The organism is Bifidobacterium thermophilum, assembly GCF_037482445.1.
Lineage (GTDB): Bacteria > Actinomycetota > Actinomycetes > Actinomycetales > Bifidobacteriaceae > Bifidobacterium > Bifidobacterium thermophilum_B.
Map to the genome: position 1 here is coordinate 449,227 of NZ_JBBHLY010000003.1, position 16,217 is coordinate 465,443.

13 protein-coding genes and 2 tRNA genes are annotated in these 16,217 nt (G+C 63.2%); 11 read left to right on the plus strand and 4 right to left on the minus strand.

What is annotated here, in order from left to right:
* Complete coding sequence (locus WD012_RS04515; RefSeq protein WP_339562566.1) at nucleotides 1–933, minus strand: ATP synthase subunit B family protein; 933 nt, start codon at nucleotides 931–933, stop codon at nucleotides 1–3.
* Nucleotides 934–1,084: 151 nt separating this feature from the next.
* Entirely contained in the window at nucleotides 1,085–1,591 is a 507-nt protein-coding gene (gene coaD, locus WD012_RS04520; RefSeq protein ID WP_339562567.1) for a pantetheine-phosphate adenylyltransferase, read from the minus strand.
* A gap of 219 nt (nucleotides 1,592–1,810) precedes the next feature.
* Here coaD and WD012_RS04525 point away from each other — a divergent pair, with 219 nt between their 5' ends.
* A complete protein-coding gene (locus WD012_RS04525; RefSeq protein ID WP_339562624.1) occupies nucleotides 1,811–2,122 on the plus strand; it encodes a DUF3039 domain-containing protein in 312 nt (103 codons plus the stop codon).
* Nucleotides 2,123–2,261: 139 nt separating this feature from the next.
* Here the strand turns inward: WD012_RS04525 and WD012_RS04530 are convergent, their stop codons facing one another.
* The gene (locus WD012_RS04530) at nucleotides 2,262–3,587 is read right to left on the minus strand and encodes a nicotinate phosphoribosyltransferase (RefSeq protein ID WP_339562625.1); all 1,326 of its coding nucleotides are present in this window, start codon (nucleotides 3,585–3,587) and stop codon (nucleotides 2,262–2,264) included.
* Between the two features lie 146 nt (nucleotides 3,588–3,733).
* On the opposite strand from WD012_RS04530, the gene WD012_RS04535 reads away from it, so the two are divergent.
* The 3 genes from WD012_RS04535 (at nucleotide 3,734) to rdgB (ending at nucleotide 6,083) form a co-directional block, all read left to right on the plus strand.
* Complete coding sequence (locus WD012_RS04535; RefSeq protein WP_339562568.1) at nucleotides 3,734–4,366, plus strand: Pr6Pr family membrane protein; 633 nt, start codon at nucleotides 3,734–3,736, stop codon at nucleotides 4,364–4,366.
* A 160-nt stretch (nucleotides 4,367–4,526) separates the two neighbouring features.
* A complete protein-coding gene (gene rph, locus WD012_RS04540) occupies nucleotides 4,527–5,291 on the plus strand; it encodes a ribonuclease PH (RefSeq protein ID WP_339562626.1) in 765 nt (254 codons plus the stop codon).
* A 120-nt stretch (nucleotides 5,292–5,411) separates the two neighbouring features.
* A complete protein-coding gene (gene rdgB / locus WD012_RS04545; RefSeq protein ID WP_339562569.1) occupies nucleotides 5,412–6,083 on the plus strand; it encodes an RdgB/HAM1 family non-canonical purine NTP pyrophosphatase in 672 nt (223 codons plus the stop codon).
* A gap of 29 nt (nucleotides 6,084–6,112) precedes the next feature.
* Here rdgB and WD012_RS04550 read toward each other — a convergent pair whose 3' ends face one another.
* On the minus strand, nucleotides 6,113–7,114 hold the full coding sequence (locus tag WD012_RS04550) for an AEC family transporter (RefSeq protein ID WP_339562570.1): 1,002 nt from the start codon (nucleotides 7,112–7,114) through the stop codon (nucleotides 6,113–6,115).
* A gap of 1,573 nt (nucleotides 7,115–8,687) precedes the next feature.
* On the opposite strand from WD012_RS04550, the gene WD012_RS04555 reads away from it, so the two are divergent.
* The 7 genes from WD012_RS04555 to WD012_RS04585 all read left to right on the plus strand — a co-directional run bounded on the left by WD012_RS04555 (nucleotide 8,688) and on the right by WD012_RS04585 (nucleotide 16,208).
* Nucleotides 8,688–8,768: transfer RNA gene (locus WD012_RS04555), tRNA-Leu, on the plus strand.
* 162 nt (nucleotides 8,769–8,930) lie between these two features.
* A tRNA-Thr gene (locus tag WD012_RS04560) sits at nucleotides 8,931–9,003 on the plus strand.
* 1,091 nt (nucleotides 9,004–10,094) lie between these two features.
* Complete coding sequence (locus WD012_RS04565) at nucleotides 10,095–11,336, plus strand: mannose-1-phosphate guanylyltransferase (protein WP_339562571.1); 1,242 nt, start codon at nucleotides 10,095–10,097, stop codon at nucleotides 11,334–11,336.
* A 172-nt stretch (nucleotides 11,337–11,508) separates the two neighbouring features.
* Nucleotides 11,509–13,206, plus strand: coding sequence for a glucose-6-phosphate isomerase (gene pgi / locus WD012_RS04570; RefSeq protein WP_339562572.1), 1,698 nt, complete (start codon nucleotides 11,509–11,511; stop codon nucleotides 13,204–13,206).
* Between the two features lie 952 nt (nucleotides 13,207–14,158).
* Nucleotides 14,159–14,524 carry a 50S ribosomal protein L19 gene (gene rplS / locus WD012_RS04575; RefSeq protein ID WP_339562573.1) on the plus strand — a complete coding sequence of 122 codons (366 nt, stop codon included), beginning with the start codon at nucleotides 14,159–14,161 and terminating at the stop codon, nucleotides 14,522–14,524.
* Nucleotides 14,525–14,728: 204 nt separating this feature from the next.
* Nucleotides 14,729–15,475: a signal peptidase I gene (gene lepB / locus WD012_RS04580; protein ID WP_422614362.1), complete on the plus strand. Its 747-nt coding sequence runs from the start codon at nucleotides 14,729–14,731 to the stop codon at nucleotides 15,473–15,475.
* Nucleotides 15,456–16,208, plus strand: a complete 753-nt coding sequence (locus tag WD012_RS04585; RefSeq protein ID WP_339562575.1) for a ribonuclease HII — start codon at nucleotides 15,456–15,458, stop codon at nucleotides 16,206–16,208. Before lepB ends, WD012_RS04585 begins: the two co-directional genes overlap by 20 nt.
* Nucleotides 16,209–16,217 lie beyond the last annotated feature (9 nt).

Below are 16,217 nucleotides of genomic sequence, written 5' to 3' on the forward strand. Positions count from 1 at the left end.
TCAAGCCTCCGGATAGTCATCTGGTTGGATATGGTCGAGCCGTCCGCTCGCCTCGCGTTCGCGCTGGTCGAGCACGGTCAGTCCGCCGCGCACGTCCTGGCTGAGCTTGTCAAGCTGGTCTTGCAGGCCCTGCATGACGTCGGTGCAGTACTGGTTGGCGCCGCTGGTGAGTTTGTCGGCTTTGGTCTGTGCCTGGTCGAGGATAGCACGCGCTTTCTGCCTGGCGATGGTGGTGATGTTGTCCTGCCCGGCAAGGAATTGCGCCTGTTCCTGGGCGTCGTGGATGATGCCGGCCGCCTGGCTCTGCGCCGAGGCGATGACGGCGTTCGCCTGGGTCTGCGCGTTCTCGAGCCGCCGTTCGGCTTCACGCATGAGTGCGGAGGCGCGTTCAAGCTGGACCGGAAGCATGTCTTTGAGCTCGTCGAGCTGGGCGGCGAACTCGTTGCGGTCGATCCTCACCTGCGAGGGGGTGAAGATGCTGCTTTTCGCCTCGTCGAGCTGGCGTTCAAGCGAGTCGAGGATGTCGTAGACGGTGGTGAATTCGGCGCGGCTCTGGTGTTCGGCGTCGGAATACCCGTCATCGCTGCCGCGTGCCACGCCGGGGCGGCCGGCCGGTTCGGGGCTGTCATCGGCGCCGCCGCGGCTGGCGGGGTCGCGCAGATCGGGGAGTGCCGACATGTCGAAGTCGCGCCTGGTGTCGCCGGTCGCTGCGGGTTCCTGCGGCTGCGTGTCACCGGGATCATACGCGGTGGATGCCGTAGGGTCATCGAGGCGTTCGCTTATGGCATCAGCCTCACCTGTGGCCTCGCTTGTGGCCGGGGCCGCGGCCGCTGCCGTGTGCGTGGGAACCTGGCTGGTGCCGGTTCCCACGGCATCGTTCGGATCGTTCGGATTGCGCGGATCGTTGGCGCTGCCGGCTTCGCTGCCTGTCATGCTCTCTCCTTACCTAAGACCTCGATGGCCCTGCCACATGATGCGCGTGTCGGAGCCTATGCCGTGGCGGGTGTGTCGTTCGCTGTGTCGTTCCTATCGTAGGCGATGCCGCGTCACCGTGACGATACGGCGTCCGGCGGTGTCACCTTTTTCATATGTCGCGTCTGCGGGGACCTTGCTCGTCGGCCAGGGCGCGTTCGAGCAGGGGGATCACGCAATCGGGAACCATGCCCGTCACATCGCCGCCATGGCGCGCGACATCCTTGACCACGGAGCTGGAGATATGTTCCAGCACGGGGTCGGCGGGCAGGAACAGGGTTTCCACGCCGGCGAGTTTGCGGTTGACGAGCGCCATGCCGAGTTCCGCCTCGTAATCCCCGTTCTGCCGCAGGCCCTTGACGATGACCGTGGCGCCGACCTTCTTGCAATAGTCGGTGATCAGACCGTCGGTGGAGGCGACGGTCACGTTGTCGCATGCGCCGCCGAGGGCCTGACGGATGATGTCGACCCGGGTGTGCTCGGAAAACATCGGTGTTTTCGCGGCGTTGACCGCCACCACGACATGCACTTGCGTGAAGAAGCGTGAACAGCGGCGGATTACGTCAAGATGTCCGGCTGTTACCGGGTCGAACGAGCCGGGGCATACTGCGATAGTCATACCATAAGCGTACCGCGTCGTCTCCGCGGGAATGCCCCGGGCGGGCATGCCTGGCGCGTTGCCGACGCCGGATATGCGGCGCGGCTATGATGGTGGGACAATGCAATGGTTTGAGAGTCAGGCGGAAGGTGGCAACTGATGAACGAGTATGGTGTGCAACCGGGGAACAGCGGGAACACGGCCGTGTGGGGTTCGCCGGAGGCGTCGTGGACGGCCGGCCTGGTCGCACGGGACGCGGATGAGGCGGTCTCCCCGCTGTCGAACCCGGATTCCGCGACCGGCACGGCTGTGCTGGAGCGTCCGCAGGCAGAGGAGAAGCTCAAGGGGACCGATGACGGCGATGCGGACCGGTTCGCGCATTATGTGTCCAAGCGCCGCATGGAGCAGTCCCGTTTGACCGGTCGGCCGGTGGTCGCGCTGTGCGGCAAGATCTGGGTGCCGAAGCATGATCCGTCCCAGTATCCGGTATGCCCGGAATGCAAGCGCATCTACGAGCAGATGATGGGCGGCGCCGGCAACGGGGGCGAGTGAACCGCGCCCGACCGGGAATGTGCTCGATTGCGAATGTGATGGGCCGGCAGTCGGAACGCGAATCAACGTTCCAGTTGCCGGCCCATCACTGTGTGGCGTCCATGCGCCGAGACCGTCTTGCGGCGGCGGCCAAAGCGGCTTACAGCACCGTCGTCTCGGTCGGGATCGCCGGGTCGCCCTTCATCAGGCTCTGCGCGGTGATCGGCAGCTCCGCCAAGGCCTTCGCACGGTAGTTGTGCGCGTTGACGATCGCGTCATGGCCCTGGTAGTCATGGTTGATCTCGCCGTGGTCCACATACTGCACGAGCAGGTCCTTCCAATCCTCGGGCGCGTGGAATCCGGCCAGCTTGCTTTCGGACCCGGAGATGACGTGCTCGCAATCGGCGAGATTGTATTCATACGAGCGGTAGGCGAGCTTGCGCCCCGGCACGGTCGCCTTATCCTTGGATTTCTTGGCGACCGGCTCCATGACGCCGTCAGCGTTCTCGCGTTCGGTCAGCTTGTATACCATCGCGCAGGTCGGGGCTCCGGAACCGGTGACCAGCATCGTGCCCACGCCATAGGAGTCGACCGGCGCGGTCTGCAACGCGGCGAGCGCATATTCGTCGAGGTCGTTGGTGACGGTGATGGTTGTGGAAGTCGCGCCAAGGGCGTCCAGCTCGTTGCGCACGCGTTGCGCCATTGCGGCCAGATCGCCGGAGTCGATGCGCACGCCGCCGAGGTCGGGGCCGGCGACTTCGACCGCGGTTTTGACGGCTTCCTCGATATTGTACGTGTCGACCAGCAGCGTGGTGCCTTTGCCGAGCGCGTTGATCTGGGATTCGAAGGCCTCGCGCTCGCTGTCGTGCACGAGGGTGAAGCAGTGGGCGGCCGTGCCGATGGCCTTGAGACCGTACAGCTGTGCGGCGAGCAGGTTCGCGGTGCCTTGGAAGCCGCCGACGACCGCCGCGCGCGCCGCCGCCACCGCAGCCCATTCGTTGGTGCGCCGCCCGCCCATATCCATGCAGGGACGGTCCTTGGCAGCACTGACCATGCGGGAGGCGGCGGATGCGACGGCGGAATCATAGTTGAGAATGGACAGCAGGAGGGTTTCGAGCAGTGTGCATTCGCCGAAGGTGCCTTCGACCTGCAGGACCGGGGAGTTCGGGAAGAACATTTCGCCTTCGCGGTAGCCCTTGATCGAGCCGGTGAACCGGAAGTCCTTGAGCCAGTCAAGTGTTTCCTTGCTCACGATTCTGCGGTCCGCGAGGAATGCGAGGTCCTCGTCGTCCAGGTGGAAGTGCTCGAGTGCGTCAAGAATACGCCCGGTGCCGGCGAGTACGCCGTAGCGGCGGCCTTCCGGCAAGTGCCGGGTGAAGATCTCGAAGACGCATGGGCGGTCCGCGGTCCCGTCCTTGAGCGCGGCGTCCAGCATGGTGTACTCGTACATGTCGGTCATCAATGCCGGGGAATAATCAACCATGATATGTCCTTCTTGTGATTCTGCCTATTGCCGGATAGCGTAGTCCGACGAAAGTCGCCGTGCAAGCATCATCGGGCGGGATTGTCGTGCGCAGGGTATTGCGCATTGTGGTGCGTATCGCCGGCGTGTTCACGGCGTAAGCTGGCGGTATGAGATTCATTGCGGGTATCTGGCGTCTGGCGATCGCCGCGTTGTGCTTCGTCGGCACATACGAGGCGTGGACGATTCCCAACCGGTGGGTGTATTTCACGTTCCAGACCGGGGTCATGCTTGGCATCGTCATGCTGTGGTCCGGGGCGGCGAGCCTGCTCAAAGGCATCCAGCCGTCCGCATGGCTCAAAGGGTGTCTTACGGTGTACGCGATCATCACCGCGCTGGTCGCGTTCCTGCTCATGCCGCCGGACGACCCGCATTATGTGCCCCAAGTGCTCGGCATCATGACCAATACGATGCTCCACCGCATCGCGCCGGTCATGGCTGTGGTCGATTTCCTGCTGTTCGACCCGCATCGGCGGTTCAAGCCAAGCTATGTACTCAGCTGGATGGGGTATTTCCCGATCTATCTCGCGTTCGTCGTGATTCGCGCGCAACTGTGGCCGCATTCGGGTCCGTCGGTCGGCGGCAACCCGTACCCGTACACGTTCATCGATCTGGGGCAGTTGGGGTGGAGCCAGTTCATCGTCAATATCGTGGGACTCGCGGTCGGCTTCCTGCTGGTCGCGCTCGCCGTGTTCCTCATTGACCGGATCCTTCCTGACAAGCCGCTGCTGCTCTCGCAGTGAGTGGTGCCGCGCGGCGATGGACCCCGACATGCCGGCGTTGCGCTGTGCTAGGTTGAGAGCGTACCGCCGGTAGGGCCGGCAACATACGAAGGAACACGAGGCAGACATGACACAGGCGGATTCGGCGCGCGGGAACGAGACCAAGGAAATCAACGGCGACATGCAATCCAGGCTCGCTTTGGAGGTCGATATGGACCTCACGCGCGCTGACGGGCGGAAAGTCAACGAATTGCGCCCGGTGCGCATCACCCGGCATTTCACCGAACCGCCGGAGGGGTCGGTACTCATCGAATGCGGGCATACGCGCGTCATGTGCACGGCGACATTCACGCCGTCCGTGCCGCGTTGGCGCAAGGACAGCGGGCTGGGCTGGGTGACCGCCGAATACGCGATGCTGCCGCGCGCCACATCCGAGCGCACCGACCGCGAATCCGTCAAAGGCAAGATCGGCGGGCGCACCCATGAAATCAGCCGTCTGATCGGGCGCTGTCTGCGCGGCGTCATCGATATGAAAGCGTTGGGAGAGAACCAGATTCAGCTGGATTGTGACGTTCTGCAAGCGGACGGCGGCACGCGCACGGCGTCGATCACCGGTGCGTATGTCGCGCTTGTCGACGCGTTGCGGTGGGCTGAGAAGAACGGACATATCAAATCCGCCGACAAGGTGATCAAGGACGCGGTGTCTGCCGTATCCGTCGGCGTGATCGACGGCAAGCCGATGCTTGACCTGCCGTACGTGGAGGACAGCAAGGCGATGACCGACATGAACGTCGCCATGACCGGATCCGGCGCGTTCATCGAGATCCAGGGCACTGCGGAGCATCGCCCGTTCACGCGCGCCGAACTCGGCATTCTGCTCGACCTCGCCGAAAAGGGCAATCGCGAACTGCAAGCCGCCCAGGCAGCGGCGCTCGCCCAGGACTGAGCGCTGCTCGGCGTCGCCGGTGTGCGGTCCCGCGCCGGCCTGACCTCGGAGTTGCGTCGGACCATTATCGTGCCGGACCATGCCGGCAGCCTGTATTGATAGCCGATGAAAGGAAACCCCATGACGCTCACCATCGTCGTCGCCTCGCACAATGAAGGCAAACTCGCGGAAATCCGGCGGATTCTCGCCGAAGACCTCGCCGGCGAGCCCATCGAACTCGTTTCTGCGGGTTCGCTTGGATTGCCCGACCCGGTCGAGACCGGCGTCACCTTCCAGGAGAACGCGCTGCTCAAAGCGCGGTTTGTCGCGCAACGCTCCGGCATGCCGGCGATCGCCGATGATTCCGGACTGATCGTGGACGTGATGGGGGCGGCGCCGGGCATCCTGTCCGCCCGCTGGGCCGGCGAGCACGGCAACGATGCGGCGAATAACGAGCTGCTGCTCAAGCAGATTGCCGACATTCCCGATGGCAAGCGCAGCGCCCGGTTCCGTTGCGTGGCGGCGCTCGCCGTGCCGGGGCCGGATGCGGATGCCGACGGGTTGCATCCGGTTGTCTCCGACCATGTGGAAATCGGCGAGATGCCCGGCAGGATCATTCGCGAGCCGCGTGGCGAGCACGGTTTTGGCTACGATCCGCTGTTCGTGCCGGATGATCAGCCTGCGAGGACGGCGGGTAGTGATGCCGAGCTGACGTCCGCCGAGATGAGCGCCGACGAGAAGAACGCGATATCGCACCGCGGCAAGGCGTTGAAGGCCCTGGTGCCGGCCATCGCGCAACTGGTGACGCGGTAGGAGGCACGTGCCCCGCGGCTCATGGGAACTCAGCCGAGCAGCGTCATCCGCGCGACGGTCATCAACATCAACGACACCACCGCGGTCAACGCGAGCGAGAACCCGGCAAGCCGGGCATTGCCAAGCACCTTGTCAGTGAACATCGTGGAGAACACCGCAATCGGGGCGAGACAACACAGCGCGACCGCCTGCCGGACCTCGGTGCCGAACGGCAGCAGGAACCAAGCGGCTGCGGCGAACGCGATGCCACACGGCAGCCGCCACAACAACACCTCAGCTACGGCTCGGACATCCGCACGGCCGGCCGGCACATCCATGAGCATGCCGACCATGAGCATCGCGCACAGCGAGTTCGCGTTGGCGAAAGGCTGTGCGATATCGGCGATACTGGACGGTATGCGGACGCCCGCGATCATCAGCGCGATCATCGCCACATACACGTCGAACGACACCGATGAGACGAATCCGCGCGCGATACGGCGCCCTAACGTGCGTCGGGCGAGTCGTTTGGCGTCCCGGTCTGACGGGCGTCGGTAGGGCAGTGTCGGCGCGTCGCCCGCGTGCTGCTCGGCAAGTGTCATCCCCGGCGCGATATGCAGCAGCGTCTGGGTGAGCACATTCGTCCCGGCGGCCACCATGACGCAGTTGCCGACGTCGAACATCGCGGCGGGTACCAACGCCGCGGACCCGTAGAACGCCTGCAATACGGGGAAACAGAAGCAACCGACGTTGAATCCGGCGCCGTTGAGCATGACGAAGGCGCGCTGGGAGACCGGGCGATGGCGGGTGAACAGGAAGATCAGCGTGGGCGGTATCGCGGCGGCGGCGAAACCGAAGAGCGAAATCCACAGCAGGCGGATGTCATGCGGCTGTGTGGCGAACGAGTAGATGATGGCGCCGGGCAGGATGAGATCGAATTCCGCGGTCTGCAGCACCCGGTAATCGCGCGGGCCGAACAGCCCGAACCGTTTGAACGCGTAGCCCACCATGATGATGAGCAGCAGGGTGACCGGTTGGATGAGTGTGTGCACGTCTTTCCTCCCTGCGATGTTGCGATGCCTGACGGATGGTGATGTTGTTCATCATAGGATTCGGCGGCGTCTGCGCGCGGGATGCGTCCGTCGCGCGGCGGGGAGGCGGGGTTCATGCGGATGCGACGTGCGGTGGGTTGTGGTGCGCGCGTGCGGGCGTGTGGAGATAGTGGCCGAGGTGTTGCTGTAGGCTGCGTTTTTGGTCGTTCGACTTGGTGCCCATTACTTGCGGATATGGGAGTTTGTCGAATAATCGGTGGGTTGGTGGTGATGTCCCGGGTTTTCGTGGGAGTTTATGGCGGATGCGTGGATTCGCCGGTGTTCTCCCGGTTTTGGCTTTTTGGTCGGTTTTTCTGAATCGCGGATTTCCAACGTTCCTGTTGGGGGATTATCCGCTGGGTGCCTGGTTCGTGCAGAACTCCCGTGGCTTGTGTGGGAGTTTATGCGCGTTTCGGGCGGATCCGGCACTTCTCCCGGAAGCGTCCCGGCCTCCGGGCACTGCCTGACCGACAAGCCGCACGCGAATCCAGCGGCCGCGCGGAAGAGTCAAGCCCGCGCCGCGCCACGTCTGCGTCCACAACGCCTGCGGGGATGATTGCCATATGCGGTTTCTATGTCGGCTCGCGGATGAGAACTTGCCCGGGGATGCGAGGAGTATCTGAGAGCGTGTGGAAGTTCACGAGGGTGCGTGCGCAGGGCGACAAATGAATGCCCAGGAATCCGTGCAGGCAGAGCAGCTTGGGCATGCCGAAAACTGGACGTGCCGAATGCGCTTGGGAAAAGACGAGTTGATAATGCCGGTTCGAGCGCAGCATCGGATGCGGTTGACGGTTCCGGTGTCGGATCGGCTGTTGTGCCGTGCAAGGGAGGGGCAGCTGGCAGAAAGCCTGAAGCAATGGCTGAAACGGTTGGAAAGGCCGAAATGGCCGAAACGGTTGGAAAGCTGAAAGTGCTGGAAAGACCGGAAAGTCTGAGATGGCTGAAACGGCAGGAAAAACAATGAGGAGGCTGTTAGGCCTCCTCATGATCATCGTCGTTGTCGCTGTCTTCCGACATGAGTCGGTCGAGCGCGGCGAGCGTCGAATCCATTCTGAGTATTTGCTCAGTCATGGTCTGTCCTTCCTTTCTCGATTGATGATGGTTGGATGTGTCGGGATTGTCTGGCAGTGCGCATGAATCGCGCAATCATGAATATACCTGCCCGGCGGATCAGTTGCATGAACGGAAGGCTGATTTCACGGTAACTTTACGAAATGATTGCGTAATCAATCGGGGAGTGACAACGTTTCTATCATTGCAATCGCGGGCATCCCGGTATTCGGCGAGGGTGCCTGCGCAAGTACTCACGCTATCGTTTGCAGGTGGTGATTTATCATCGTGTTTCGCTGTGCGCGCAGAGGGATTCGTATGGTCAGCCATTGCCGGCATGATTCCGGCCGTACGTCCGGATGTCGTGCGGTTTGGGGCGCCGCTAATCGTCGTGCCGTTGTATGCCGGCGTGTTTCGCTTGGAATTCCGCGGATGCTGGCGTCCTGATGCAGCTGGCTTGGGCGGGTGGTACATTGGACGGGTCGCGCGCGTGGCGGAATTGGTAGACGCGCAGGATTTAGGTTCCTGTGACTTTGTCGTGAGGGTTCAAGTCCCTTCGCGCGCACTGGTGTACGTGTCTTCGGCATCGGCAGAACGGTCGTGATGATTGTCTCAGGGCTGATGCCAAGTGGAATCGTTGCGACAACACCGTCGATTTTGCAAAATCCATGGTTTCCGTTATAGTGATGGTCTTGTGCGCGGGAAGCGTATGTTTCTCGGGCAACACGCCACTTTAGCTCAGTCGGTAGAGCGGCTCACTCGTAATGAGCAGGTCGACAGTTCGATTCTGTCAAGTGGCTCCGGTACGGCACGTCTGCGGGCGTGCCGTTCTTGTTTTGTCGCGTTTGGCATGCAGGGGTGTCGGCCAAACTGGGATGTGGGCCAACGGGCGTGTCCGGCGGCGGGTATGCAACGACGGGGAACAACGAGATAATCTCAAGAGTCCGAGAGATAGGGATGTTGTGCCGCCGGTCTGCGTCTGCCGACGCTCACGGCACACCCGGCGTCGGCAAGAAGGTCATTGTTCCGCTTCTACCGACGCTGAGACGTCCCTCAGCGTCGGCAGAAGGTGTGAGACACGGTTTGCGAGCTATGGGGCGCCGGCGTTGGAACACTTGTCGGCTTATACGCTCCCAAAGAACGAAGTCCAAAGCACCACGATTTTCCCTATACACCCGGTTCCGATATGCCGAAAGAACGCTGAATCGTCTGCGGTTTGTCGGTCGGGCAGTGCCCGGAGGCCGGGATGCTTCCGGGAGAAGTGCCGGATCCGCCCGAAACGCGCATAAACTCCCACACAAGCCACGGGAGTTCTGCACGAACCAGGCACCCAGCGGATAATCTCCCAACAGGAACGTTGGAAATCCGCGATTCAGAAAAACCGACCAAAAAGCCAAAACCGGGAGAACACCGGCGAATCCACGCATCCGCCATAAACTCCCACGAAAACCCGGGACATCACCACCAACCCACCGATTATTCGACAAACTCCCACACCAGGCCGGGACATCACCGCACATATGCCGATACCGGGATAAACTCCCACGCCCGGCAGGCACGACGCGTCGGATGACAGCGTCGGACGGCCGAAACGAAGCCGAAGGTCACGCCTTTGAGCCCGGCATGTCCCGTCTCATGCCGTACGCTCCAGTACCTCTTCCGTCCTGGAGACCCAACTCCGATTGCCCGGATGCAATGCAAAAGCCCCAATGTCCCTCGTCCGAGCCTCGATTCCGAGCGATTGTTCGGAAAATCCTCAGCGACTCGCGCAGGCGGCTGCGCGAATGAGATTTGAGATTTTCGCCGTTCTGCGGGCATTCCGTTCTTGGCCTCGCAGTGCCATAAGCATGTGCCATATCCCTGTGCCATACGCTTGTGCCACAATGGAGCCATGAGCAGCATGATCGACGCGAATGCACAGAATGCACAGCACGATGAACCGCAAGACACTCCTGGCGCGGCGGCGGAACGGCAGGAGCCGCAGTCGCTGAGCGGATGCGCGGAAGCGAACGAAAATCAGGATTTCTACGCAGTGATTCCAGCCGGCGGCACGGGAACCCGCCTGTGGCCGCTGAGCCGCGAGGCCAAGCCGAAATTCCTGTACGACCTGCTCGGGCAGGGTCGTACGCTGATCCAGTCCACCTATGACCGGCTGGAGCGTGTTGCCGGGCGAGGCCATGTCACGGTGAGCACGGGTTGGCGTCATGTCGCGGCGATTCGCGAGCAACTGCCGCAGCTTGATGGCAACGACATCTTCGCCGAACCGGTGCCGCGTGATTCAACCGCCGCGATCTGCCTCGCCGCCGCCGTGTTGGCTCGCCGTCACGGCGAGCGTGTCGTGGTGGGGTCGTTCGCAGCGGACCACGTGATTCGTGGCGCGGCCTCCTTTGCCCGCGCGGTCCGTGAGGCCGTCGCCACGGCGCGCGCCGGCTATGTGACGACCATCGGCATCGCCGCCTCCCGCCCCTCCACGGCGTTCGGCTACATCCATCAGGGCCGTTCCCTGGCCGCGGACGTGCCCGAGGCCCCGAGCGCTCGTCTGGTCGAGCGGTTCGTCGAGAAACCCGATGCCGCGACCGCCCAGGCGTACCTGTCCACCGGCGAATACCGTTGGAACGCCGGCATGTTCGTGATGCGCGCGGATGTGCTGCTCGGCCACCTGCGTGAATACAAGCCGCGGATGTACGATGCGATTTCGGCCATCGCGGACGCGTACCTCGTCGGCGGGGACGCGGTCGACGAGGCGATGGCGACGCACTGGTCGGGCATCGAGAAGATCGCGTTCGATTACGCGGTCGCCGAGCCGTTGAGCGTGCAGGGCGGCGTGGCGATGATCCCGGGTGATTTCGGCTGGGACGATATCGGCGATTTCAATTCCGTCGCCGCGTTGCTGCCGAGCGCGAATCAGCAGAACATCAAGATCCTGGGCGATCGCGAGAACGTGTCCTATATCGATTCCGCCGGCGACGTGGTGGTGCCCGCCGCAGGGCGAACGATTGCATTGCTCGGCGTGAACGACATGGTCGTGGTGGACACGCCGGACGCCCTGCTGGTCGCGCCGCGCGCCCGCAGCCAGGAGGTCAAGAACATGGTGGCCCACCTGCGGCAGGAAGGCCACGACGAGCTGCTGTGACGTGCACCCGCCGGGCACCGCTTGCAGCGTCCGGTTCTGTCCTATTTTGTGAGTATCTTGTCACTTGGAAGCAAACGATGTCATTCCTGTGCCGCGGTCGGTCGTGCGCTCGCCGTGCGCCGGCCGCGCCCGCATGGACGGCATCGCTTCGATTATCAAGAAAGGACCAAGTATGGCCATCAATCCGCCAGTTGACGCCACCAAGACTCCTGAGTGGGCTGCCCTGCAGAAGCACTATGACGAGCTGCAGAACGAAGGCATCAGCCTCAAGAAGTGGTTCGCCGAGGATCCGAGCCGTGTGGACCAGCTGAGCTTCGATGCCGGCGACCTGCACTTCGATCTGTCCAAGAACCTGATCAAGCCGGAAACCCTGAAGCTGTTCGCCGACCTCGCCAAGGCCGTCAAGCTTGACGAGCGCACCAAGGCCATGTACACCGGCGTGCACATCAACAACACCGAGGATCGCGCCGTGCTGCACACCGCGCTGCGCCGCCCGGTCGAGGACGAGGGCAAGTGCATCGTCGACGGCCAGGATGTCGTCAAGGATGTGCGTGACACGCTCGACCGCATCTACGCGTTCGCCGACAAGGTCCGCTCCGGCGAGTGGAAGGGCGTCACCGGCAAGAGGATTGAAACCGTGGTCAACATCGGCATCGGCGGTTCCGACCTGGGCCCCGTCATGGTGTACGAAGCGCTCAAGCCGTACGCTGACGCCGGCATTTCCGCCCGCTATATCTCCAACATCGACCCGAACGACCTGGCCGAGAAGACCAAGGGCCTCGACCCGGAGACTACGCTGTTCATCATCGTCTCCAAGACCTTCACCACGCTGGAGACCCTGACCAACGCCCGTGAAGCCCGCACCTGGCTGCTCGAAGAGCTCAAGGCCAAGGGTGCCATCGACGGTTCCGACGCGCAGAACGCCGACGCCATCAAGAAGCACTTCGTCGCCGTCTCCACCAACCTGGAGAAGGTCGAGGAGTTCGGCATCGACCCGTCCAATGCCTTCGGCTTCTGGAACTGGGTTGGCGGCCGCTACTCCGTGGATTCCGCTGTCGGCACCTCCCTCGCCGTGGTCTTCGGCCCGGCCCGCTTCGAGGAGTTCCTGCACGGCTTCCATGAGATCGACGAGTACTTCGCCAACACCCCGTTCGACAAGAACGTGGTCGTGCTGCTCGGCATGCTCAACGTGTGGTACCGCAACTTCTTCCACGCCGCATCCCACGCGGTGCTCCCGTACGACCAGTACCTGCACCGCTTCCCGGCGTACCTGCAGCAGCTGACCATGGAATCCAACGGCAAGTCCGTGCGCTGGGACGGCACCCCCGTCACCTCCGACACCGGCGAGATCTTCTGGGGCGAGCCGGGCACCAACGGCCAGCACGCCTTCTACCAGCTGATCCACCAGGGCACGCAGCTGATTCCGGCCGACTTCATCGCGTTCGTCAACACCCCGAACCCGACCAAGGACGGCGACCAGGATGTGCACGAGCTGTTCCTGGGCAACTTCCTCGCGCAGACCAAGGCGCTCGCGTTCGGCAAGACCGCTGACGAGGTGCGCGCCGAGGGCACGCCTGAGGATATCGTCCCGGCCCGCGTGTTCACCGGCAACCGCCCGACCACGTCGATCTTCGGTGTGGCGCTGACCCCGTTCTCGCTCGGCGAGCTGATCGCCCTGTACGAGCACATCACCTTCGTCGAAGGCACGGTGTGGGGCCTGGACTCCTACGACCAGTGGGGCGTCGAGCTCGGCAAGCAGCTGGCCAAGCAGATCACCCCGGCGATTTCCAAGGACGACGACGCGCTCGCCGCCCAGGACGCCTCCACCCAGGGCCTGATCAAGTTCTACCGCGCCAACCGCGAGTTCTGATTCGCGTCGCGTTGAGCCGCCCGGCCGGGCTGTAACCTGACCGGACGGTAAACCAAAGAATCCCGTCATCCGTTTCTGTTGCGGATGGCGGGATTTTTCAGTATCTGCTTGCGTGTATCTGCCCGCGGTGTGACTGTAGGGTTACATGGCGGCTTGATTGCTGGTGTGGCGGGGCTTGATGGTGGGGTATCCGTCCGTTGTGTGATTGGATGGTTGCATGACTGTCCGGTATGGGTTTCTTCCGGATCCGGTGGCTGAGTATCCGTCTGGGGTGTGACTGTCGGGGTTACGTGGCGGCTTGGTATGGGATGATGATTTGGGCTGAGGGTGGTATCTGCCCGGGGTGTGACTGTAGGGTTACATGGCGGCTTGGTTACTGGTGTGGCGGGGCTTGATGGTGGGGTATCCGTCCGTTGTGTGATTGGATGGTTGCATGGCTGCCCGGTATGGGTTTCTTCCGGTTCGGATGGCTGGGTATCTGCCTGTGGCGTGATTGGTCGGTGACACAGCGGCCCGGTTGCGGCTCCGGCAGGTTCCTGACGGGCGGTATCTGGTTGCCGTGTGCCTGACTGATCGCACTGCAACCGGATACCGACCGTGCAACGCCGCAACGCCGGAACGCGGTGACCGGCACCCGATGCTCCGCCCCTGATGGTCCCAATGGCCGAGCCGCCGTCGCGAGCCGCCGTCAGTGCCGCCATCATGCCCATCCAGTCGCCAGTCCGCACGTCACAGTAAAATTATCCGTTGCTATGCCGAAAAACGGGACGCCGCATAATCCCGTCTTTCTTTGGGTCCAGCCGGAACGCTTACGTGGTGGCAACGCCATGGTTCCGGCGGATTGGCACCCTTCGCAGGCGAACCTGCGGAGACATTTCAGCTGAACGGAATCCCAAAGGGGACCGCGAAGCCCCGACCAATCGTCGGTATGCGGCGGCGATGGAGGAACATCATGGTTAATGCCATCGAAGCATTCGACGCCAAGCATCTCAAGCCTGCGGAGGAAATCCCCGCGTTCCGTCCTGGCGATACCGTCGAGGTCAACGTCAAGATCAAGGAAGGCAACAACTCCCGTCTGCAGGCGTTCACCGGCGTGGTGATCGCCCGTCAGGGTGCCGGCGTGCGCGAGACCTTCGTGGTGCGCAAGATCAGCTTCGGCGTGGGTGTCGAGCGTCGTTTCCCGCTGCACTCCCCGGCGATCGATTCGATCAAGCTGGTGCGCAAGGGCCGCGTGCGTCGCGCGAAGCTGTACTACCTGCGTTCGCTGCGCGGCAAGGCCGCTCGAATCGTCGAGCGCCGCGACAACAGCGCGAAGTGAGTTTCACGACAGCTGCATGATTTGGGACAGCCCGGTGGCCGTATGGCTGCCGGGCTGTCGGCATTCACAGGCCCGTGGATTCGAGCAGGCATGCTGGTAACGTATGCGGCAGCATCATCGAAGCCGCAGCGGCATGCCGCTCCGCGGGGGTGAACGCGAATGCCGCCGGATCCGGCGGCGGATGGGAGGACTATGACGGAGCACATGTCCCGGCATGATGCGGGGAGCCGGCGTGCACGCCACGCCACCGGAGCCGCTCGCAGCGCCCGCAAGGTGTCCGGTTCCGCTTCCGCGGCGTCCGGTCCCAACCGTGGAAGCCATGCGGCACGCCGATCGAATGCGACACGCCGGTCGGACAGCATCTACGATCTGCTGTTATGGTGCGGCATCCCCGTACTGATCGTACTGCTCATGCGTCTGTTCCTGTTCGGCTTCTATGTGATCCCGTCAGGCTCCATGCTGGACACCATCGAGATCGGCGACCGTGTCATCACCACCAAGCTCGCCCCTGACATCATCAAGCTGCAGCGCGGCGATATCGTCGTGTTCAAAGATCCGGCCAACTGGCTGCAATCCGAATCATCCATGGGCAGCAACGACCTGATCAAACGGCTCATCGGCCTGCCGGGCGACACGGTGGCATGCGCCGGTGCCGGCCAGCCGGTGACAGTCAACGGCGTCGCCATCGACGAAAGCGCGTATCTCAAGCCCGGCGTGCAGCCCAGCGACTTCCCGTTCAGCGTCACCGTGACCGAAGGACATATTTTCGTGCTCGGCGACAATCGCGCCAATTCCGCGGATTCGCGGTACCACCAGGATGACGGGGCCAACGGGCTCGTCCCGATCAACGACGTGCTCGGCGTCGCCATCGTGCGCAACTGGCCCTTGAACCGCATCGGCAAGCTCGACGCCCACCATGAGGTGTTCGCCAATGTCCCGGACCCTTCGTGAGCCGAACCACCAGCGTCCGGTCCCGACACTGGATATGGAGCGTGATCTTGCCACCCAAGGCTACGACCTGATCGTCGGCTTCGACGAGGTCGGCCGTGGTTCCCTCGCCGGCCCGGTGATGGTCGGCGCCGCTGCGATCTGGGCGCGGGACTTGCCGACATTGGCGGTTCCCGACGGGGTGGCGGATTCCAAGATGCTGACGGAGCACCGTAGGGAGGCGATCTTCCACCCGCTGCGCCAATGGTGCGCTTCAAGCGCGGTCGGGCAGGCGAGCAATACGGAGATCGACGAGTGGGGCATCACGTATGCGCTCGGCGTGGCGGCTTTGCGCGCGCTGGACGAATTGGAGCGGCAGCTCGGCATCGGCGAAGACAGCCAGCTTTCCGCCGGAGATGATGTTTCAGCACGTGCCATCCGCGTCGGCGGTATCCTTGACGGGCCGAACGATTACATCACCGCCGCCCTCGGCACCTTCGACGCGCCGGACGTGCCCGCACCCGCCCACATCACCACCCAGGTCAAGGGCGACCAGCATTGTGCGACGGTCGCCGCCGCCGCTGTCATCGCCAAAGTCACCCGGGACCGGCTGATGGTTGACATCGCCGCCGGCAACCCTGAGTACGGGCCATACGATTGGGCGCATAACAAGGGGTATGGGTCGCGCAAGCACCGTGACGCCATCGCCGAGTACGGGCCGACACCGTTGCACCGGGTGAGCTGGCACCTGACCTGAACCAAGCCT